The 14,766-nt window shown below is 60.1% G+C and carries 12 protein-coding genes and 2 pseudogenes; 7 read left to right on the top strand and 7 right to left on the bottom strand.

The genetic code is table 11. The annotated features are described in order from the left end of the window. Positions 1-59: 59 nt before the first annotated feature. Positions 60-1,808, bottom strand: coding sequence for a GMC oxidoreductase (locus JG739_RS34650; RefSeq protein ID WP_199202442.1), 1,749 nt, complete (start codon positions 1,806-1,808; stop codon positions 60-62). 346 nt (positions 1,809-2,154) lie between these two features. On the opposite strand from JG739_RS34650, the gene JG739_RS34645 reads away from it, so the two are divergent. Continuing rightward, positions 2,155-2,814, top strand: coding sequence for a phosphoribosylanthranilate isomerase (locus JG739_RS34645; protein WP_244750052.1), 660 nt, complete (start codon positions 2,155-2,157; stop codon positions 2,812-2,814). A 17-nt stretch (positions 2,815-2,831) separates the two neighbouring features. On the opposite strand, the gene JG739_RS34640 is transcribed toward JG739_RS34645, so the two are convergent. Genes JG739_RS34640 through JG739_RS34630 form a run of 3 tightly spaced genes read right to left on the bottom strand, consistent with a single transcriptional unit; the run spans position 2,832 to position 4,768 of the window. Then, the gene (locus JG739_RS34640; RefSeq protein ID WP_199202440.1) at positions 2,832-4,058 is read right to left on the bottom strand and encodes an amidohydrolase family protein; all 1,227 of its coding nucleotides are present in this window, start codon (positions 4,056-4,058) and stop codon (positions 2,832-2,834) included. A gap of 4 nt (positions 4,059-4,062) precedes the next feature. Next, positions 4,063-4,410, bottom strand: a complete 348-nt coding sequence (locus JG739_RS34635; protein ID WP_199202439.1) for a hypothetical protein — start codon at positions 4,408-4,410, stop codon at positions 4,063-4,065. Further along, complete coding sequence (locus JG739_RS34630; RefSeq protein WP_199202438.1) at positions 4,400-4,768, bottom strand: Rieske (2Fe-2S) protein; 369 nt, start codon at positions 4,766-4,768, stop codon at positions 4,400-4,402. Before JG739_RS34630 ends, JG739_RS34635 begins: the two co-directional genes overlap by 11 nt. A 250-nt stretch (positions 4,769-5,018) precedes the next feature. On the opposite strand from JG739_RS34630, the gene JG739_RS34625 reads away from it, so the two are divergent. From JG739_RS34625 to JG739_RS34610, 4 genes and pseudogenes are all read left to right on the top strand, one after another. Beyond that, on the top strand, positions 5,019-5,822 hold the full coding sequence (locus JG739_RS34625; RefSeq protein WP_202367944.1) for a BtpA/SgcQ family protein: 804 nt from the start codon (positions 5,019-5,021) through the stop codon (positions 5,820-5,822). Between the two features lie 93 nt (positions 5,823-5,915). Next, positions 5,916-6,069, top strand: a pseudogene (locus JG739_RS34620) (VOC family protein); the annotation flags it as partial. A 529-nt stretch (positions 6,070-6,598) separates the two neighbouring features. Next, on the top strand, positions 6,599-6,811 hold the full coding sequence (locus tag JG739_RS34615; protein WP_202367943.1) for a hypothetical protein: 213 nt from the start codon (positions 6,599-6,601) through the stop codon (positions 6,809-6,811). Positions 6,812-6,927: 116 nt separating this feature from the next. Next, positions 6,928-7,872 carry a DUF389 domain-containing protein gene (locus JG739_RS34610; RefSeq protein ID WP_244750051.1) on the top strand — a complete coding sequence of 315 codons (945 nt, stop codon included), beginning with the start codon at positions 6,928-6,930 and terminating at the stop codon, positions 7,870-7,872. Positions 7,873-8,030: 158 nt separating this feature from the next. Here the strand turns inward: JG739_RS34610 and JG739_RS34605 are convergent, their stop codons facing one another. The 3 genes and pseudogenes from JG739_RS34605 to JG739_RS35945 form a co-directional block, all read right to left on the bottom strand. Beyond that, a complete protein-coding gene (locus JG739_RS34605) occupies positions 8,031-8,564 on the bottom strand; it encodes a MucR family transcriptional regulator (protein ID WP_199202435.1) in 534 nt (177 codons plus the stop codon). Positions 8,565-8,895: 331 nt separating this feature from the next. Then, a pseudogene (gene queE / locus JG739_RS34600) lies at positions 8,896-9,525 on the bottom strand (7-carboxy-7-deazaguanine synthase QueE); the annotation flags it as partial. A gap of 55 nt (positions 9,526-9,580) precedes the next feature. Next, positions 9,581-10,240 (bottom strand): hypothetical protein, encoded by a 660-nt coding sequence (locus JG739_RS35945; protein WP_244750050.1) that lies wholly within the window; start codon positions 10,238-10,240, stop codon positions 9,581-9,583. Between the two features lie 249 nt (positions 10,241-10,489). On the opposite strand from JG739_RS35945, the gene JG739_RS34590 reads away from it, so the two are divergent. Together JG739_RS34590 and JG739_RS34585 are read left to right on the top strand one after the other, a co-directional pair. Then, positions 10,490-10,894, top strand: coding sequence for a S46 family peptidase (locus JG739_RS34590; RefSeq protein WP_342216483.1), 405 nt, complete (start codon positions 10,490-10,492; stop codon positions 10,892-10,894). 630 nt (positions 10,895-11,524) lie between these two features. Beyond that, positions 11,525-13,777 carry a DNA/RNA non-specific endonuclease gene (locus JG739_RS34585; protein ID WP_202367942.1) on the top strand — a complete coding sequence of 751 codons (2,253 nt, stop codon included), beginning with the start codon at positions 11,525-11,527 and terminating at the stop codon, positions 13,775-13,777. The last annotated feature ends 989 nt before the right edge of the window (positions 13,778-14,766 follow it).

Raw genomic sequence — 14,766 nt, 5'->3', positions numbered from 1 at the left:
CTCACTTTTCGTCCATCGCGGACCTTCGGATCGAGATTATCCTCCAAGCAACTGGTTTCTCAATTCTGGTGGTTGGACTCACGGACAAGTCGTTCTACGAGGTCGAAGGCAAGCGCGACCATGGTCATGGTTGGATTCCAGGAGCCGGCCTGCGGCCACAAGGCGCCGCCCGTGACATAGATGTTCTTTGCCGCGCGCAGCCGGTAGTCGAGGTCGACCGGCGCATCCTCACTCGACCCGATGTGCAAGGTCGAGCTATCATGCACCAGCGCGGTGTTCCGCCGCTCGGTGATGTTGGGTCGTTCCCGGCGCCACTCGCCAGCGTCGGCGGTGCCATGCCAGTATTCCAGGTGGGTCGGTCCGTTTGGCGAGAGCACGTCCTCCAGCGTCCGGAATGTCGCTTCATCCATGGTGTCCCAGGTGGAACGGTCGCTGGCATTTTCGACGACCTGCAGCAGCGAATTGGTCGTCGGATCGGCGTCTTCCGGATTGCCCCGGTACCAGGTTTGCGGGTTGTAGCAGTCGAGCTCGCCAAGGCTGGCGCAAGGGTAGATGACGTGATCGCGCGAGGTCAGAAGCTGCGCCATCGTGGCCGTCGTCAGCACATCCGGCATGTAGCGCAGCGCGATGCCGGCGTTCTTCACCGGCTCTGGGTCACTGACTGCCGAGATCTGGATGTGAAATTGCCTGGTGTAACTGCCGTCCTTGCCCGCCGCATAGCAGGCGCCAAGCTGCAGGTCGTGGAAAGCGCCGTTGGGGTCGAGGTCCTCGCGTGGCACCCGCGCCGTGATCGACGACGTGAAATGCGAGGCAAAGCGATTGCCCAGGCCGCTGTCCGGGAACGCGTTGCGGACCAGCGTCGCCGCGGGCAGCGAGCCCATGGCGAGGATGAGCTTCGCCTTGCCAAGCGGCAGCACGCCCATGCTGGTCTCCAGCGCCGTCGCCGCGCCGAACTGCTGGACGATCCGCTCGACTACGCATCCCGCGACAATGTGGAAGGGCGCGCCGCGGCTGGCCCTGGCGCGGTCGCTTTGCAACTTGACATAACCCAGAACCTCGCCTGGCGTCGCGAACTTCTGGAAATCGAGACCATCGACCGACTGCGCATCCGACGCCAGTGGCGCCGGCTCGGTCCGGTAGATCGAGGCGATCTTGCCGGGCGCCTCCTTCAGCAGCCCCTGCATGCGGTTCTGAAGCGGGCCGTAGATCGGACGCTCCTTGGCCAGACGCAGCAACATCTCGGGAGCAACGTCCGCATCGACCTTGTTGGCCGGCTGCACATGCAGCAGCTTTTCAGCCGCCTCGAAATAGCGCTTGGCGGCAGCGATTGTCTCCTTCGGCCAGCCCTCCATTTCTTCCGTGGTCGGCCGCGGGCACCAGGCGCTCCACAGCGTCGACCGGCCGCCGAAGAAGGGCACCATGCCGTGCTGCCAGCGGATCGAGCCCCCTTCCAGCCCTTTTGCGGTGATGGTCGAGAGCGTCCATGGAAACGTTTCAGCAAGGCCACCCATTGTCTCAACGAAGGGGATCGGGAGATTCTGAAAGTGTTCGGGAAGGAAGAACGTCCCGCGCTCGATCATTAGGATGCGGCAGAAGGGGTCGCGCTCGAGGGCCTTGTGCACCACCGCCAGGCCGCAAAACCCCGACCCGATGACCACCAGATCGTATGTGCCCTCCTCGCGGGCCTTCTTCCACTGACTCCCCGACAGGAAATAGACATTGTTCATCACCTGCTGACCGGTCGGGTTTTGCGGTCCCGGCGTCGGATAGCCATAGTTGAAATTGGCAGAAGAGGCGGCCGCCCCCATCGAAATCTCCTTCTTCGTGACTGAGTTTGAGCTAGAGAAGGGAAACCGAGATGCTGACAGCATAATTCGAAATCGAAGCATCAGCAACTATATTTCTAACATCAAAAGGTTATTTCATACTTTGCTAATAGATAAATAGCGAAGCTCTTGACATTTGTTTTTTGTTCTCTAACGTGCTTGGGCGATTGCACTGCACAGGTCGTTAAGATTGTTGGTAACCGCCCGCAGTGGGCAGGTCGATCCATCGATCGACTGGATGAGCTTTGTTGTTCGGTGCAAAGTCCGCGGCCGGCGTACCCGGATCAAAGCAACCAGATGCGTCGAGCGAAGGGGCAGGCAACCTTCCATGTTGACACAGATTTATGAAGTCTCCGGCGCGGAGGAGGCGCGGGCCGTCGCCATGATCGGCGTCGATCATATTGGTGCCAAGGTCGGCTCCGGGCAGTTTCCGCGCGAGCTGTCGGTCGCCGCGGCGGCCGCGATCATCGCCGCCATCCCGCCTCCGTCGAAATTTTCGGCGCTCTTTCTGAGCAGCGATATCGACCAGATCGAGACATGGGCGCGTGAATTGCGCCCGCCGATTGTGCATCTTGGCGCGCGCCCCGAGACGTTGTCGCCAGCTGATCTTCTGGCCCTGAAGCGGAAACTGCCGGACAGTCTGATGATGCGCACCATACCCGTTTCCGGCGAGGACAGCGTGGCGGTCGCCCGCAGCTATGACGGCATCGCCGACATTCTCATGCTGGACAGTATCCGGCGTGCCGACGGCAAGGTCGGCGCGCTCGGCGTCACCCATGACTGGAGCCTCAGCCGGAGCATCGTCGAGCTCGTCTCGATACCGGTGTTTCTGGCCGGGGGGCTCGGTCCGGAAAATGTCGCCGAGGCGATCCGCGTGGTGCGGCCAGCCGGGGTCGATTCCAAGACCAGGACCGACCGAGAGGGCACACACGCCAAGGATCTCGAACGGGTGCGGCGGTATCACGAGGCGGCCCGCGCGGCGGGTTGAAGGTGCGCGGCTCGATGTTACAAGGAGGGTGGACGCCTGTCTGGCAAGCGAAACAACGCCTGTGCATTGCGGCCCAGAATGTTGCGTTTGGCGGTCTCACCGAGAAACGGCAAATCGTGGATAACCCGCGGCGTATCGAAATCGAAATGCGGCCAATCCGAGGACCACAGCAATTGGGTTTCGGCGGCGATCATCTCGAAAGTGACTTCCAGCGCCTTCATGTTGCTGCGCTCCATCGGCTGGCTGGAATACCAACAATGCCGCCGCATATAGTCGGACGGCAGCATCTTAAGCGCCGGCGCCTCCGACTGGCGCATCAGGAACTGGTCGTCGAGCCGCTGCATCAGGAAGGGTATCCAGGCAAGCCCGCTTTCGACCCATAGCGACTTCAGCCGTGGGAACCGCTCGGGAATACCCTGCAGAACCCAGTTGGTCATGTGCACCATGTTGCACCAGACGAAGCCCAGCGCATGCATGCCGAGGAAGGTGGGGACCGTCGCCAGCGACGGATCTTGCCAATGGTAGCCGGCGTGGAAGCAGATCGGCTTGCCGGTCTCCTCGATCATCCTGTAGAGCCGCATATAGTCGTTGGCGTGCACAGGCTTGTAACGGGTCGACGTCACCATGAACCCGACGGCCTTGTCGTTGCCGGCATGCTCCGCGACCACCTTGCACGCTTCCTCCGGCGTGTTGAATGGCAAATAGACCAAGGCGATAATGCCATTGTCGCCGCTCAGCAGCGTCTCGACGACCCACCGATTGTAGGCCCGGGCGAGAGCCACTTCCATGTGCGGTTGCGGATGCATGCCCAGCATCAGCATCGATGTGGGAAAGACCACCATATAGGCCACCGCCAGCCCTTGCATGGCGCGGCGGGTCAGTTCGACGTCGCGGTGAATGCCCGGCCGAGGCTCTATTCTCTCGCGCTGATCGGACTGATGTGGGATGCGGCCGCCGCAATCCTGATAGCGCATGCCGAAATCGCCGACCAGTCCGTAGGGCGGCGAGCCTACCCGTTCGCGGTGATAGACTTCTGCCTGGTCGCGCAGCACCGGATCGTCAATGTAGCGGACGATCTCCTTCCACGATATCGACTCGACGTGGTGGGCATCGACATCGACGATGGTCCAGTCGGCATAGCCGTTCGCCTCGGCATGTTGGCGCGCATGGCGCAGATATTCTCGCGTATCGGTGTAGGTATCGATTTCCTCGAGGTCGCTGGAATGGCCGGCTTTGCTGTCCATCGTCTCACCTGTCGGGATCGGTCAGGTAATGGTCTTCCGGGCGCCGCCGCGACCACAGCCCGAACTCCATTGGTCCGAGGCGCAATGCGCGCAAAATCTCGGTCGTCGCCGTTAGGGCTTCGGTTGGCGTTACCACCTCGTCATAATCGCCTACCAGCGCGCGGAACGTGCGCATCCCGCCATCGGCCTTCGCGGCATAGAGCTTGATCGCAGCGGTCATGACACGGCGAACCGCCTCGTCAGAGATACGATCGGCCTCGCGGCCGTCCAACGCCTGCCGCGCCAAGGCCCAGAAGCACTCGGCAGCCGCCTCTGCCTCGGCATAGGGGTCGTTGCGCCCTTCAATCGACATGCAGCACAATCTCCCCGTTGTGGACCACCGCCTCGATCGGGTCGAGTGCCAGCTTTTTGGTGCCGGCGTGGCGGCCGGTGCGGATGTCGAACTCAGCGCCGTGCCAGGGGCAGACTATGTGGCGCACCGTTTCGTCGTATAGGAGACCATGAAGCTTACGGTCTGCATCGATATTCTCGATGACCCGCTTAAAGATGCGCCCCTGGCACACCGGCCCGCCCTGATGGGGACAGACGTTGCGCCAGGCATAGAACGCATCGCCAAGCCTGAAGACGCCAATTTCGACCCCACCTATGCTGACCAGCAGCTTGCTACCGTCTTCAAAGTCGGAAACTGATGCAACCTTGTATTCGGCCATGACCGACCTCGGCATCTTTCGCACGCGAAGCAATCTAGCACCGGATCATCGAGCAATACCATCGAAAACGGAACAAGAGATAGTATTCAATTATGCTAAAGAAAGTCTCGCGCGCGAAAATCTACTCTTTTGATGTCGGTCCTGTTTCGGCTGTGGTAGTGTCCAGCGGCTAACGCTGGCGAAGTTAATTGCGGCGCCGACGGTGGGAACACCGCCGACGCACATTGGTGGTTTCCCTGGAGAACCTGTCATGGTGATGAAAATCAGAGGCTTCGACGGCAAGCAGCCAATCATCGGCGTCATCCACCTGCTCGCGCTGCCCGGCGCGCCCAGATACGCTGGCGACAGCCGCCGAATCGTCGATATGGCGCTCGCCGACGCGGCCGCGCTCGCCGAAGGCGGCGCCGACGCTATCATGATCGAGAATTTCGGCGACACGCCGTTTTTCCCCGACAATGTTCCGCGCGAGACCATCGCCTGGATGAGCCGCATCGGCGGCATGATCAGGGACCGCCACGATGTGCCGCTGGGTGTCTGCGTGCTGCGCAATGACGGCCGCGCCGCCCTTGCCGTCGCCCACGCTATCGAGGCGGAATTCATCCGTGTCTGCGTTCTCGGGTCGCCGCGCGTGACCGACCAGGGACTGGTTGAAGGCCGCGCCTACGAGTTGCTGCGCGACCGCATGCGGCTCGGCTCCGACATCAAGATCTTCGCCGACGTCGACATCAAACACTCTTATCCGCTGGCCGTTGGCTTTTCGATCCGGGCGGAAGCAGCCGATCTCGTATCCCGATCGCATGCCGACGCGCTGATCGTGACGGGACCGGCGACCGGCATGCCCATCGACGAATCGGATCTGGCGAGATTGCGGGGCGTTGCAGACGTACCGATTTTCGTAGGCAGCGGTGTGACCGACAAGAGCATCACGAAACTAGCCGAACAGGCCAGTGGCTTTATCGTCGGCACTGCCTTCAAAGATTCGAAGAGCGCCGACGCACGGATCGATCCGGACAGAGTTCGGTCAATGGTGCGCCAGCTTCACCCGGAGCAATGATCGTTGTTGTCAATGGCTTTGATTTCGGGCCGGAACGTCAGCGGTGGTTGAGAATCGCAGACGCGCTTCACTCCAGAGTCGGGATCGGAACATGAGCCAGAAAACCAGTTTTACGGCGACCGGACCTATCGAGCGCGACTTCGAAGGTCATGTCTGGACCTTCTCTCAGACCATTCGTCATGTCTGTCGGGAAGAGGCCGAAGCTTTGACCGGCTGCCAGATCGATGGCTGGCATCGGGTACGGTAGGCCGACTATTCGCCGCACTCTTTTTTTGAGATTAGGCGCTAACCCTCGTTCGTGCGCGATCCTATAGCCGCAACCACAGCCAATATCCTGATGTTCAGTTCATGGGGAGGTCTACCAAGATTACATTTGAAATCGTAAAGACATTGACATTCCAGCGCGGGTATCCGATATTTTTATCGTTAAATGTATATCAGATTTTATCTACATAGCTACGCATAAAGACTTGTTGCGTTCATGTTATACTAGAGTATGTTAAGTTCGAAGGGTGATGTCTGCAGAGGCGCGCCGCCGGATGCCACACCGAATTCTTGCAGTCCTTGTTCGCAGTCACCAGACGCCTCGACCGATAGCAGCAAGGCAGCGAGCGCCGCACCCCTCCCCCGCGTCGCGCCTTGCCATCGGCCGAGGCTACCCATCGCAAAGTAGCGCCGCACAGGGGTAGGATTTGCCTATGGCGACCGGTAAGCCCCCGCGACCGGGAATGCGGACCTGGTGTTCTGTTATCTGAATTGATCTGGAGCAAATGACGATGAGATTTTTCGCCGACCTGAACAAGAGGCTGTCGGATAACATCTACAGGCACGGTCACTATCTCACTCGTCCTCATGCAGGCGATCGCCACAGGCTTGAAGAAACGGTCGAACTGTTGATGCCGTTCGTCAGGTCCGACGAGTACGCGATCGTCAAATCGCAAATCCTCGGTCTGATAAACAACCACAAGCACGAAGACCTCCTTCTTTGACCGTCACCGAGCGGAAATAGGTATGGCCGTCCAGCCCCTGCAATTCGCCCGGTAAGGACATGTCGATGCTGCAGGTCCGTGTCCTAACGCCACGTCATACGTGCGATGACGCAATCATGGCCATCCAAGCCGATCCGGCGACCGCGAACCTGGTGGTCATGCCCGGATTCGCGCTCGGCGGCGACGGCCATCTGCTTCTGTTCGACATCGCCCGCGAACACGTGAATGCCACAATCGATATGCTACGCAAGCTCGGGATCGAAGCTACGGGATCGATTTCCCTGCTCGAGAATGTGACCGTGATCTCTGCTGCTGCCGAGGCCGCCAAGAAGGCCGCAGGGGGCCACCCCGCCGACGCCGTGATCTGGGACGAGATTGAGGATCAGGCCGAAGAAGACGCGCGGTCGTCGTGGTCGTTCCTGAGTTTCCTTGTGCTTGCCACGCTGATCGCTGGCATCGGCAGATATCTTGACCAGCCTATCCTCATCGTCGGCGCCATGGTAGTCGGGCCTGAGTTTGCGCCGATCTCCGCAATCTGCCTGGCTATTGCGCGGCGGCGCTGGACGCTGCTTGAGCCCGCGGTCACCACGCTGCTCGGCGGCTTCGCGCTCGCCACGGCAATCGCGTGGCTTGTCTGGGCGACAGCGCATGCAATTGGCCTCATCGACCCAGTTGCCGCAACCACCGGCGCGGCCACGGATTTCATCGTCAAGCCGGATGCCTGGTCCTTCGTGATTGCGCTGCTTGCCGGCTGCGCCGGCATGCTGTCACTTACCACCGCGAAATCCTCGGCGCTGGTGGGCGTGTTCATCTCGATCACGACGGTGCCGGCCGTCGGCACGATCGGCCTGACGCTCGCGCTCGGCGCCTGGGGTGAAGCCTGGGCAGCATTGGTCCAGCTGGTGCTCAACGTCGCAGGCATGGTCATCGCGGGGACCGCCACGCTGGCCGTGCAGCAATTGACAAGGCGGCTGCCAACCCAAAAGCCGGCGCGGTACACGCCGCGCCGTCAGCTCACCCGAACGTCAAGCATTCGCCAACCCCGACCGGCACCGAGATGAAGAGAGCTTTCCGGCACTGCTGCCACCTGAGCAACGTCGACAGGCTGAGCCCCTATCCTGGGCAGGCCACATGTCAGCGATGCGACCGGCTGACTGATGGCCGGTTTCCAAAATCGTCTGTTGCGGCGGTTGCCTAGCGCTCCGCCCAATGCAGGACGCTATGCTGAGACGGGTGCCTTGCGAGGTTTCTTTGAGGGGGACTTCACCACCGTTGCTCTCGCTTCGGCTGGCGCTGCTCTTGTGGTTCGCTTCGCTGTTTCTGTCACAACTGGTGCTGGCGCCTCCGCCTTGCGGCCGAGCCCGGATGCCTTTGCCAGAGCCGAACGGGCCGCGGCATAGTTCGGCGCCACCATCGGATAATCGGCTGGGAGGTTCCATTTCTGCCGGTACTCATCGGGGCTCAAATTGTAATGCGTTGCAATATGACGTTTCAGGGATTTGAACTTTTTTCCATCTTCCAGACAGATAATGAAATCGGGCGTTACCGACTTCCGTGGCGACACCGCCGGCTCCTGCTTGACCGCGGTCGGGGGCACAGGCGTGCCAATCCCTTGCAAGGCGGCATAGGTATCCCCGATCAGCTTCGGCAACTCGCCGATCGGAAGCGGATTGTTTGACACGTAGGCTGAGACGATATCGGCTGCGATCGACACGAGATCGGCTTTGTCGTCCTGTTCGGGAGAAACGTTCATAGAGTTTCCTCTTGTCATGTGGGGGGCACAGCTGAAAGCGAGCGGGCCCGTTTCTTCATAGGCAAATTATTTGTCGCTATTTAAACATTCTCGGTTCGTCGTCAACACAGCTCACTTCCTTCAATCTGGGCGCGAGCTGAAAAATGAGACTTCAGCCGGAGACAACAACGCGTAGTTCGGCCGTGGCCTTGCGTGGCTTACGCGATATGCGCGCACCCGCACCATCATGCGAGATCCGCCGCCCGAAGGCGATTGCGCGGAACGCCTTGAGGCTTGAAATTCCAGGACTGTTCGCACCGATGCGCGCAACCAGAGATGCTCGCTATGCGGGCTAGACGCCCCTCTTGTTGCCCCAAAGCAGAACATGAAGCTGCGGCAGGACGCGGGCATCGAACCATCTGTCACGGATCACCGTCTCGACCAGCCACTCCATGCGTTTCATTATGCCATCCATGTCAACGAACGCATCCTCGTGACCGGGGCGCGGCGGCGTGTGATTGCCAGGCTGCAAATAGACGGGCAGCTGCGGAAAATGCGCGGCAGCATCTCTGGCATAGGCATAGTCTCTTGCATCGAACACGACGAACTTGAGCACGATTTGCGGCTTATTCTGCGCCGCCTCGATGCACGCTTCGAACGCAGCCCAATCGGTCGTCATTTCGCTTGATGGCGGCTTCGGGCTGAGAACCAGTATGTCGAGCTCGGCAAACCAGTCCCTGGCCACAGAAGCCTGGGTTTCCAATGCAAATCGATAGCCCTTACGATGTCCGCATTCGATCAGCGCACCGAGCGGCTGGATCGCTGGATTGCCGCCTGACAGCGACACCATCATTGGCCGGCCACCCGAAAGCGCAACGACCTTTTGCCAGATTGCGTCTGTGGACATAGTTTTCCATTGATGACGGTAGCTATTGTCCACGGCATGCAGGCTGTCGCACCAGGAACAGCGATAGTCGCATCCACTGTCGCTTGGCAGTTAATTGTAAGAATGCGCTGGGTTGGTCCGAGCTGGGCATTTAATTATGCGAATCTCGAGGGTCGGATTCTCCAATTAACTGCATCTGCGAAGAAGTTCTCGACCTGCGAGCTCGGGCTATCATGTTCTCGGCGGAGTCGCTGAATCGAGTCCTGTTGCCGCCCATCATATGACCGCCCAGCATCCGGAGCATCTCCGGTCCGGCGCGCTCGACGATGGTCACTCCCGCGAGCAGAGCGGGCCGCAAGTGAAGCGGCAGAATCGGACTGGCCGGTGTGGGTAGGCTTTCGTGGTCCGTGGCAACGACATCATCGAGATCCGGAACGATGGCGCCAAGCACCCTGAAGCGCCAAAGCTCGTGCTGGCTGGGTATTGGTCTTGGAATGCGTCGCATCAGGAGAAGCTGGGCGATTTCGGCCGGCGATGTCCAGGTCTGGATACCGCGTTCGGCTTCATCGTCGAGCAGCGTTTCAACCCGCAGGGCCGCACCACGATACTGGTGGAAAGGGGAGGGGGCTTCGTGCCCGTCGGGCTCCCGGAGCTGGTCTCCGCACAGAGGGCACGTGATGCGCCACCCCAGCAAATGGCTTCGCAATATCGGCATCGGCTCCGCGCAATCAGGGCTGCAGTTCGTGCAGCACTGCGCTGGTCTCGTGGCGATCAGGCGATGCGATGACTGCACGACATTGGTGAAGGTCATACGGCGCACCACGTGTCGCTTGGCAGTTAATTGTAAGAATGCGCTGGGTTGGTCCGAGCTGGGCATTTAATTATGCGAATCTCGAGGGTCGGATTCTCAAATTAACTGCATCTGCGAAGAAGTTCTCGACCCATAACCAACTACATTAAAGATCGAAATGCGTTCGATTTCATATCCGCGCACCAACGCCGATCGCTGCGCCTCACCTGGGGCAAGGTGACAGGGCGAACGCGTGACGGGCAGATTTGGATGCCCTTCACCACGGCCGAGGGACTTCTGGCCAAGCACACTGGCAGGGGCGAGTTCGATGCGCCGGATGGGGTGGTTGCCGCGATTCGGGTCAAGGATTATGGCCCCTATGTCGCGCCAGCGCTGGGCACGTTGCCGGTCGTCTTCATGTCCACGGTCGACATCACCAACGGCAACAGCGGCTCGGCGACGCTGAACGGGCGTGGCGAGTTCGTGGGTCTCGCGTTCGACGGCACGCTTGAGGGGGTGATCTCGGACTGGGCCCCCGACGCGGACCGCAATCGCAGCATCCATGTCGACAGTCGCTTATCGCGCCTAGCCCAGCACTTTTCGATCGCGCCGTCGAAATCCGGCGTATTGGCCAGCACGACTTCCGTCTCCGCGAACTTCCGCCTACCATTCTGAAGCGTTCTGGTGCTCGGCAGTCGCAGGCGTTGTCCGTTTTGTGACAACTTCGACATTGAGACACTGCGCTATCAGCGTGATCGTTTGTTGTAATTAATTAGTTTTCCGGTTTGGCGCGGCAGTTGCCTGCGCGGCAGTTGCTTGGATGAAAACAGCTACCTATGGCACGAACGGGCAGGAGTTCCTCCATGAACAGCCTAACCGAACAGGCAATCACCACCGCGAGACCAATTCAAGCGGATCCGTCTTCCCTGGGAACCGAAACGGCCAAGCCTGTAACCAGTTCACCGCATGTGGGGACCCCACAATCTCGCAACGCTGACGAGGGTGGGCAACACGGCGCTCGGTTGTCCCGCCGCTTGATAAAGCCGATCGCAAAGGTGCGCGGGAGGAAACTCGGGCGCCAACTTGGTGAGCGGTTAGACCCGACCGGCTCGCTCCTGACAGGTGACGGCAGCGGATCGACATCGACACCGAGAAGGAGTTTTGGGATCCCTGTGTGACGATCATGACGTCTTTGCAGGCACTGGCCTTCGCCGCAGCCGGGCGCTGTGGGGCGTCAAAGTCCAGGAAGAAATGAGGTTTGCGAGGATATCGGATGCCTTTTGTTCGGTTACCGTGGAGGATGGTATGGCGATGGATGACGAAATCGATGGAGCGCTGTTAGCGAATGCAGAGGCTGCCGCCGCGCGATGGAAGAACCGCACAAGGATTCGCGAAGCGCGCACTGACGCGCTGACCAGACATGAGGTTCTGGCGGCGGACAGTCCGGATCGCCTGGTTGCGCGATTGAACAATATCATCAGCGATGTCCGGAAGTCCGGCAGGGGAATGCTCCCGCCGGAAAGTTCCGTCTTGAGGAAGTTCGTGGAGCGCCCCTTGCCCGTGACTATCGCAGAGCTCAGCGACCAGATCGTTCACGAGGTTATCACGGGTGCCCGCGACTTTCTTTCCGTGGAGTTTCTGGACCGGGGCTCGGCGGCCGCCCGAAGTGTCGGGCGCGTGCTTATGCGTGCTAAGGGAATCCTTCGCGCACGAGGCACTGGCTTCCTCGTCGGTCCGGGATTGCTTCTGACCAATGAGCACGTCCTCACCTCGGCGGAGCTTGCGGATCGATGCGTCGTTCAGATGGACTACGAGCAGAACCGCTTCGGTCCGGTGAAGCAGCCTCAGGAGTTCGCGCTCGAGCCGAAGCGCTTCTTCCTGAATGACCACACGCTCGACTACGCGCTCGTGGCGGTTGCTGTGAAAAGCACCCAAGGCGTCGAGATTTCCACATACGGATGGCTTCCGCTCAATGGCGCCCAGGGAAAGATCACGATCTCGGAGGAGGACTACCTCAACATCGTCCAGCATCCCCGTGGCCGGGAAAAGCAGGTCGTGATCCGCAACAACCGGGTTCTCGATATGAGGACTGCCGCCGAAGGCCTCGGACCGTTCCTGCATTATGAAGGCAATACGGAGAAAGGCTCCTCAGGGGCACCTGTGATGAATGATGGATGGGAGGTCGTCGGGCTTCACCATAGCGGCGTGCCCGCGATCGACAGCCAAGGGAACTGGCTCAGAAAAGATGACCGCATCTGGGACAAGGAGCAGCACTCTGTCGAGGAAATCAAATGGGTCGCGAATGAGGCCGTGCGGATTTCCAGCCTCGTTGCAGCGATCGAAAGCGCGCCCCTGGAAAAGGAGAAGCGAGCCTACCTGAATGAAGCCATGTCGGCCACAGCATCCATGGAAACCTTCGCGGCTATCCGGGTCCCCGAGAGCGTCGTGGACAAGCTGAATCCCACCAAAGACGTTCGCGAAGTGTCGTCCGGGAGACGCAGCGGTCCCGACCGGGAAATATCGAAGGACAGATGGGTGCCGTCGGCCACTATCGAGGTCCCGCTGAAGATAACCCTTTCTCTAGGCCGGGTCGGCAATCGGTCCGCACCGGCACGAAAGCCGCGCCCGCGACTTCCGGCCGAGTTGCTCGAAAAGAAATTAGAGGCGCAGGATTTCGCCGATCGCGATGGTTACGCCCGCAAGTTCCTGGGAGTTTCCGTTTCCTTGCCCAAGGTCAAGGCAGAGTCGAAATTCGGTGGTGGTGCTTTAGTCGTTCCCCGGCCCGCTCGACCGGATGATCGGACCGAACTGCGCTATCACAACTACAGCGTCATCCTCTGTGCGAAACGGCGCCTGGCCTATGTATCGGCCTGCAATCTGAACTTCGCTGCGAAGGAAACCGCAGGCCGGAAGGATGGTCGTAGCACCTGGAGAAAGGACCCGCGGATCGAATTCGCGGATCAGCTCGGCGACCGCTTCTATGACTACAATGACTACGACAGGGGACACCTGACACGGCGGGACGATGTCGCTTGGGGTGACACATTCGAGGATGCCGTTGCCGCCAATGACGACACGTTCTTCTACACCAACTCGGCTCCACAATATTTTTTATTCAACCGGCCGGACGAATACACCGGTGCCGGGCTGGACCTCTGGGGAGACCTGGAAAACTTCATCTCCGAGCAGGGGGAAGCGCAGCGTGCCCGTTTGACGGTCTTCAACGGCCCCATCTTTGGTGAGCAGGACAAGCCGCTACACGACGCACTTGTGCCGCTGAGTTTCTACAAGATAGTGATTTGGCGCGACGGGACAGAGGATCCGGGTGCGGTGGGCTTCGTGCTCGATCAGTCCGACCTGATCGCGTCACTACCCGAGGAGGCCATCGATCCGGGCCGTTTCGAACTGCGCCAATGTCGGATCGCTGACATAGAGGACCAGTTGGACCTCGACTTCGGGGTGGCGAAGAAGTGGGACCGCCTGGGGAAGATCAATGTCAGCGAGGCCTTCGGGGCTGAAGGGATCGAAATCGCCAGCTTGAAGGACATTAGGCTATGAGCGAACAGCGCGGACAGTCCGACTCGACATGATGGCGGTGGCCCGCTTCCGACCTCACCTCGGCTTCCCGGGGCGATCTGCGTATGAGCACCCTTGTCGTCGAACGACATGGCCAGATTCTCGATGGCTTGCCGTTTCCACTGCGTGATCTGGTGCGGCTGAAAGCTGGTGGTTCGTCGCGAGTTCCGCAGTCGTCCGCTCGCCGCGGATCGCCTCAAGCGCAACGGATCAAGGGCGTGAAGGGGCTTGGCCGAGGAACTCGGCAAGGGGGCTGCGGACGACGAGAACGCGAAGCGGGTGGTTAACGAGTCACATGGAACACCTCCATGCGCTGCTTCGTCCTCCCGGGAGTCAAGATCGTGGACGATAGGACCTCCACAACCTTTCGGTTCGGCGGGCTCGCGGCACCCTTTCCCCCCTGAGAGAACCGTCTCGGTTACCGATCGCTCTCCGTGGGCAACGGAACACGTTGGGCTCGACCCTTACAAAGGAGAAAATAAGATGATTCTGGCTAGTGGTACGGTTGTTGCAGGTACCGCTTCAGGCCATCGCTGGACGGTAGCCATCATGTGATCTGCCGTGTGGAGGAACGATGAAGAGAGGCCGTTTACGCGGCCTCTCTTCATGTCACCGGAGTGGTCGGGGAAACGCATTCGGTCCCGTCAATTGGGGGGGCCTCCTCCCTGCCCCGCCGTCGCAGCGCAAGCCGATGTGGGACGGACGAGCGAGGCTGGTTTGGTTGAAACTAAATGGAGCTTCATCAGCAAAGGTTTCGATCTCAGGCAGTCCCGAAATAACGCAAATGCGCCTGGATCGCCTGACAGCGCAACGCCTCAAACGGGTGCAGAAACCTTGAGCGACATGATACCCCATCGATCCTAAAGCGCTCGCGGCGGCATGCTGCGCAGCTTTCGGTTTGACCGCGCTGATGGTCATTGAAGAGCGCCATGATCTGTTCGAACCGCACTACTCAACGCATGGCATCGTAA

It is taken from the genome of Mesorhizobium sp. L-2-11 (assembly GCF_016756595.1).
Taxonomy (GTDB): Bacteria; Pseudomonadota; Alphaproteobacteria; order Rhizobiales; family Rhizobiaceae; genus Mesorhizobium.
Note: the sequence above shows the minus strand (reverse complement) of the source record. Positions and strands in the feature narration are given on the sequence as shown.

Bases quoted from the DNA above. Each gene is read 5' to 3' on its own strand.
- JG739_RS34650 (WP_199202442.1), bottom strand. From the start codon at position 1,808: ATGGGGGCGGCCGCCTCTTCTGCCAATTTCAACTATGGCTATCCGACG.
- JG739_RS34645 (WP_244750052.1), top strand. From the start codon at position 2,155: ATGTTGACACAGATTTATGAAGTCTCCGGCGCGGAGGAGGCGCGGGCC.
- JG739_RS34640 (WP_199202440.1), bottom strand. From the start codon at position 4,058: ATGGACAGCAAAGCCGGCCATTCCAGCGACCTCGAGGAAATCGATACC.
- JG739_RS34635 (WP_199202439.1), bottom strand. From the start codon at position 4,410: ATGTCGATTGAAGGGCGCAACGACCCCTATGCCGAGGCAGAGGCGGCT.
- JG739_RS34630 (WP_199202438.1), bottom strand. From the start codon at position 4,768: ATGGCCGAATACAAGGTTGCATCAGTTTCCGACTTTGAAGACGGTAGC.
- JG739_RS34625 (WP_202367944.1), top strand. From the start codon at position 5,019: ATGGTGATGAAAATCAGAGGCTTCGACGGCAAGCAGCCAATCATCGGC.
- JG739_RS34615 (WP_202367943.1), top strand. From the start codon at position 6,599: ATGAGATTTTTCGCCGACCTGAACAAGAGGCTGTCGGATAACATCTAC.
- JG739_RS34610 (WP_244750051.1), top strand. From the start codon at position 6,928: ATGGCCATCCAAGCCGATCCGGCGACCGCGAACCTGGTGGTCATGCCC.
- JG739_RS34605 (WP_199202435.1), bottom strand. From the start codon at position 8,564: ATGAACGTTTCTCCCGAACAGGACGACAAAGCCGATCTCGTGTCGATC.
- JG739_RS35945 (WP_244750050.1), bottom strand. From the start codon at position 10,240: ATGACCTTCACCAATGTCGTGCAGTCATCGCATCGCCTGATCGCCACG.
- JG739_RS34590 (WP_342216483.1), top strand. From the start codon at position 10,490: ATGCCCTTCACCACGGCCGAGGGACTTCTGGCCAAGCACACTGGCAGG.
- JG739_RS34585 (WP_202367942.1), top strand. From the start codon at position 11,525: ATGGCGATGGATGACGAAATCGATGGAGCGCTGTTAGCGAATGCAGAG.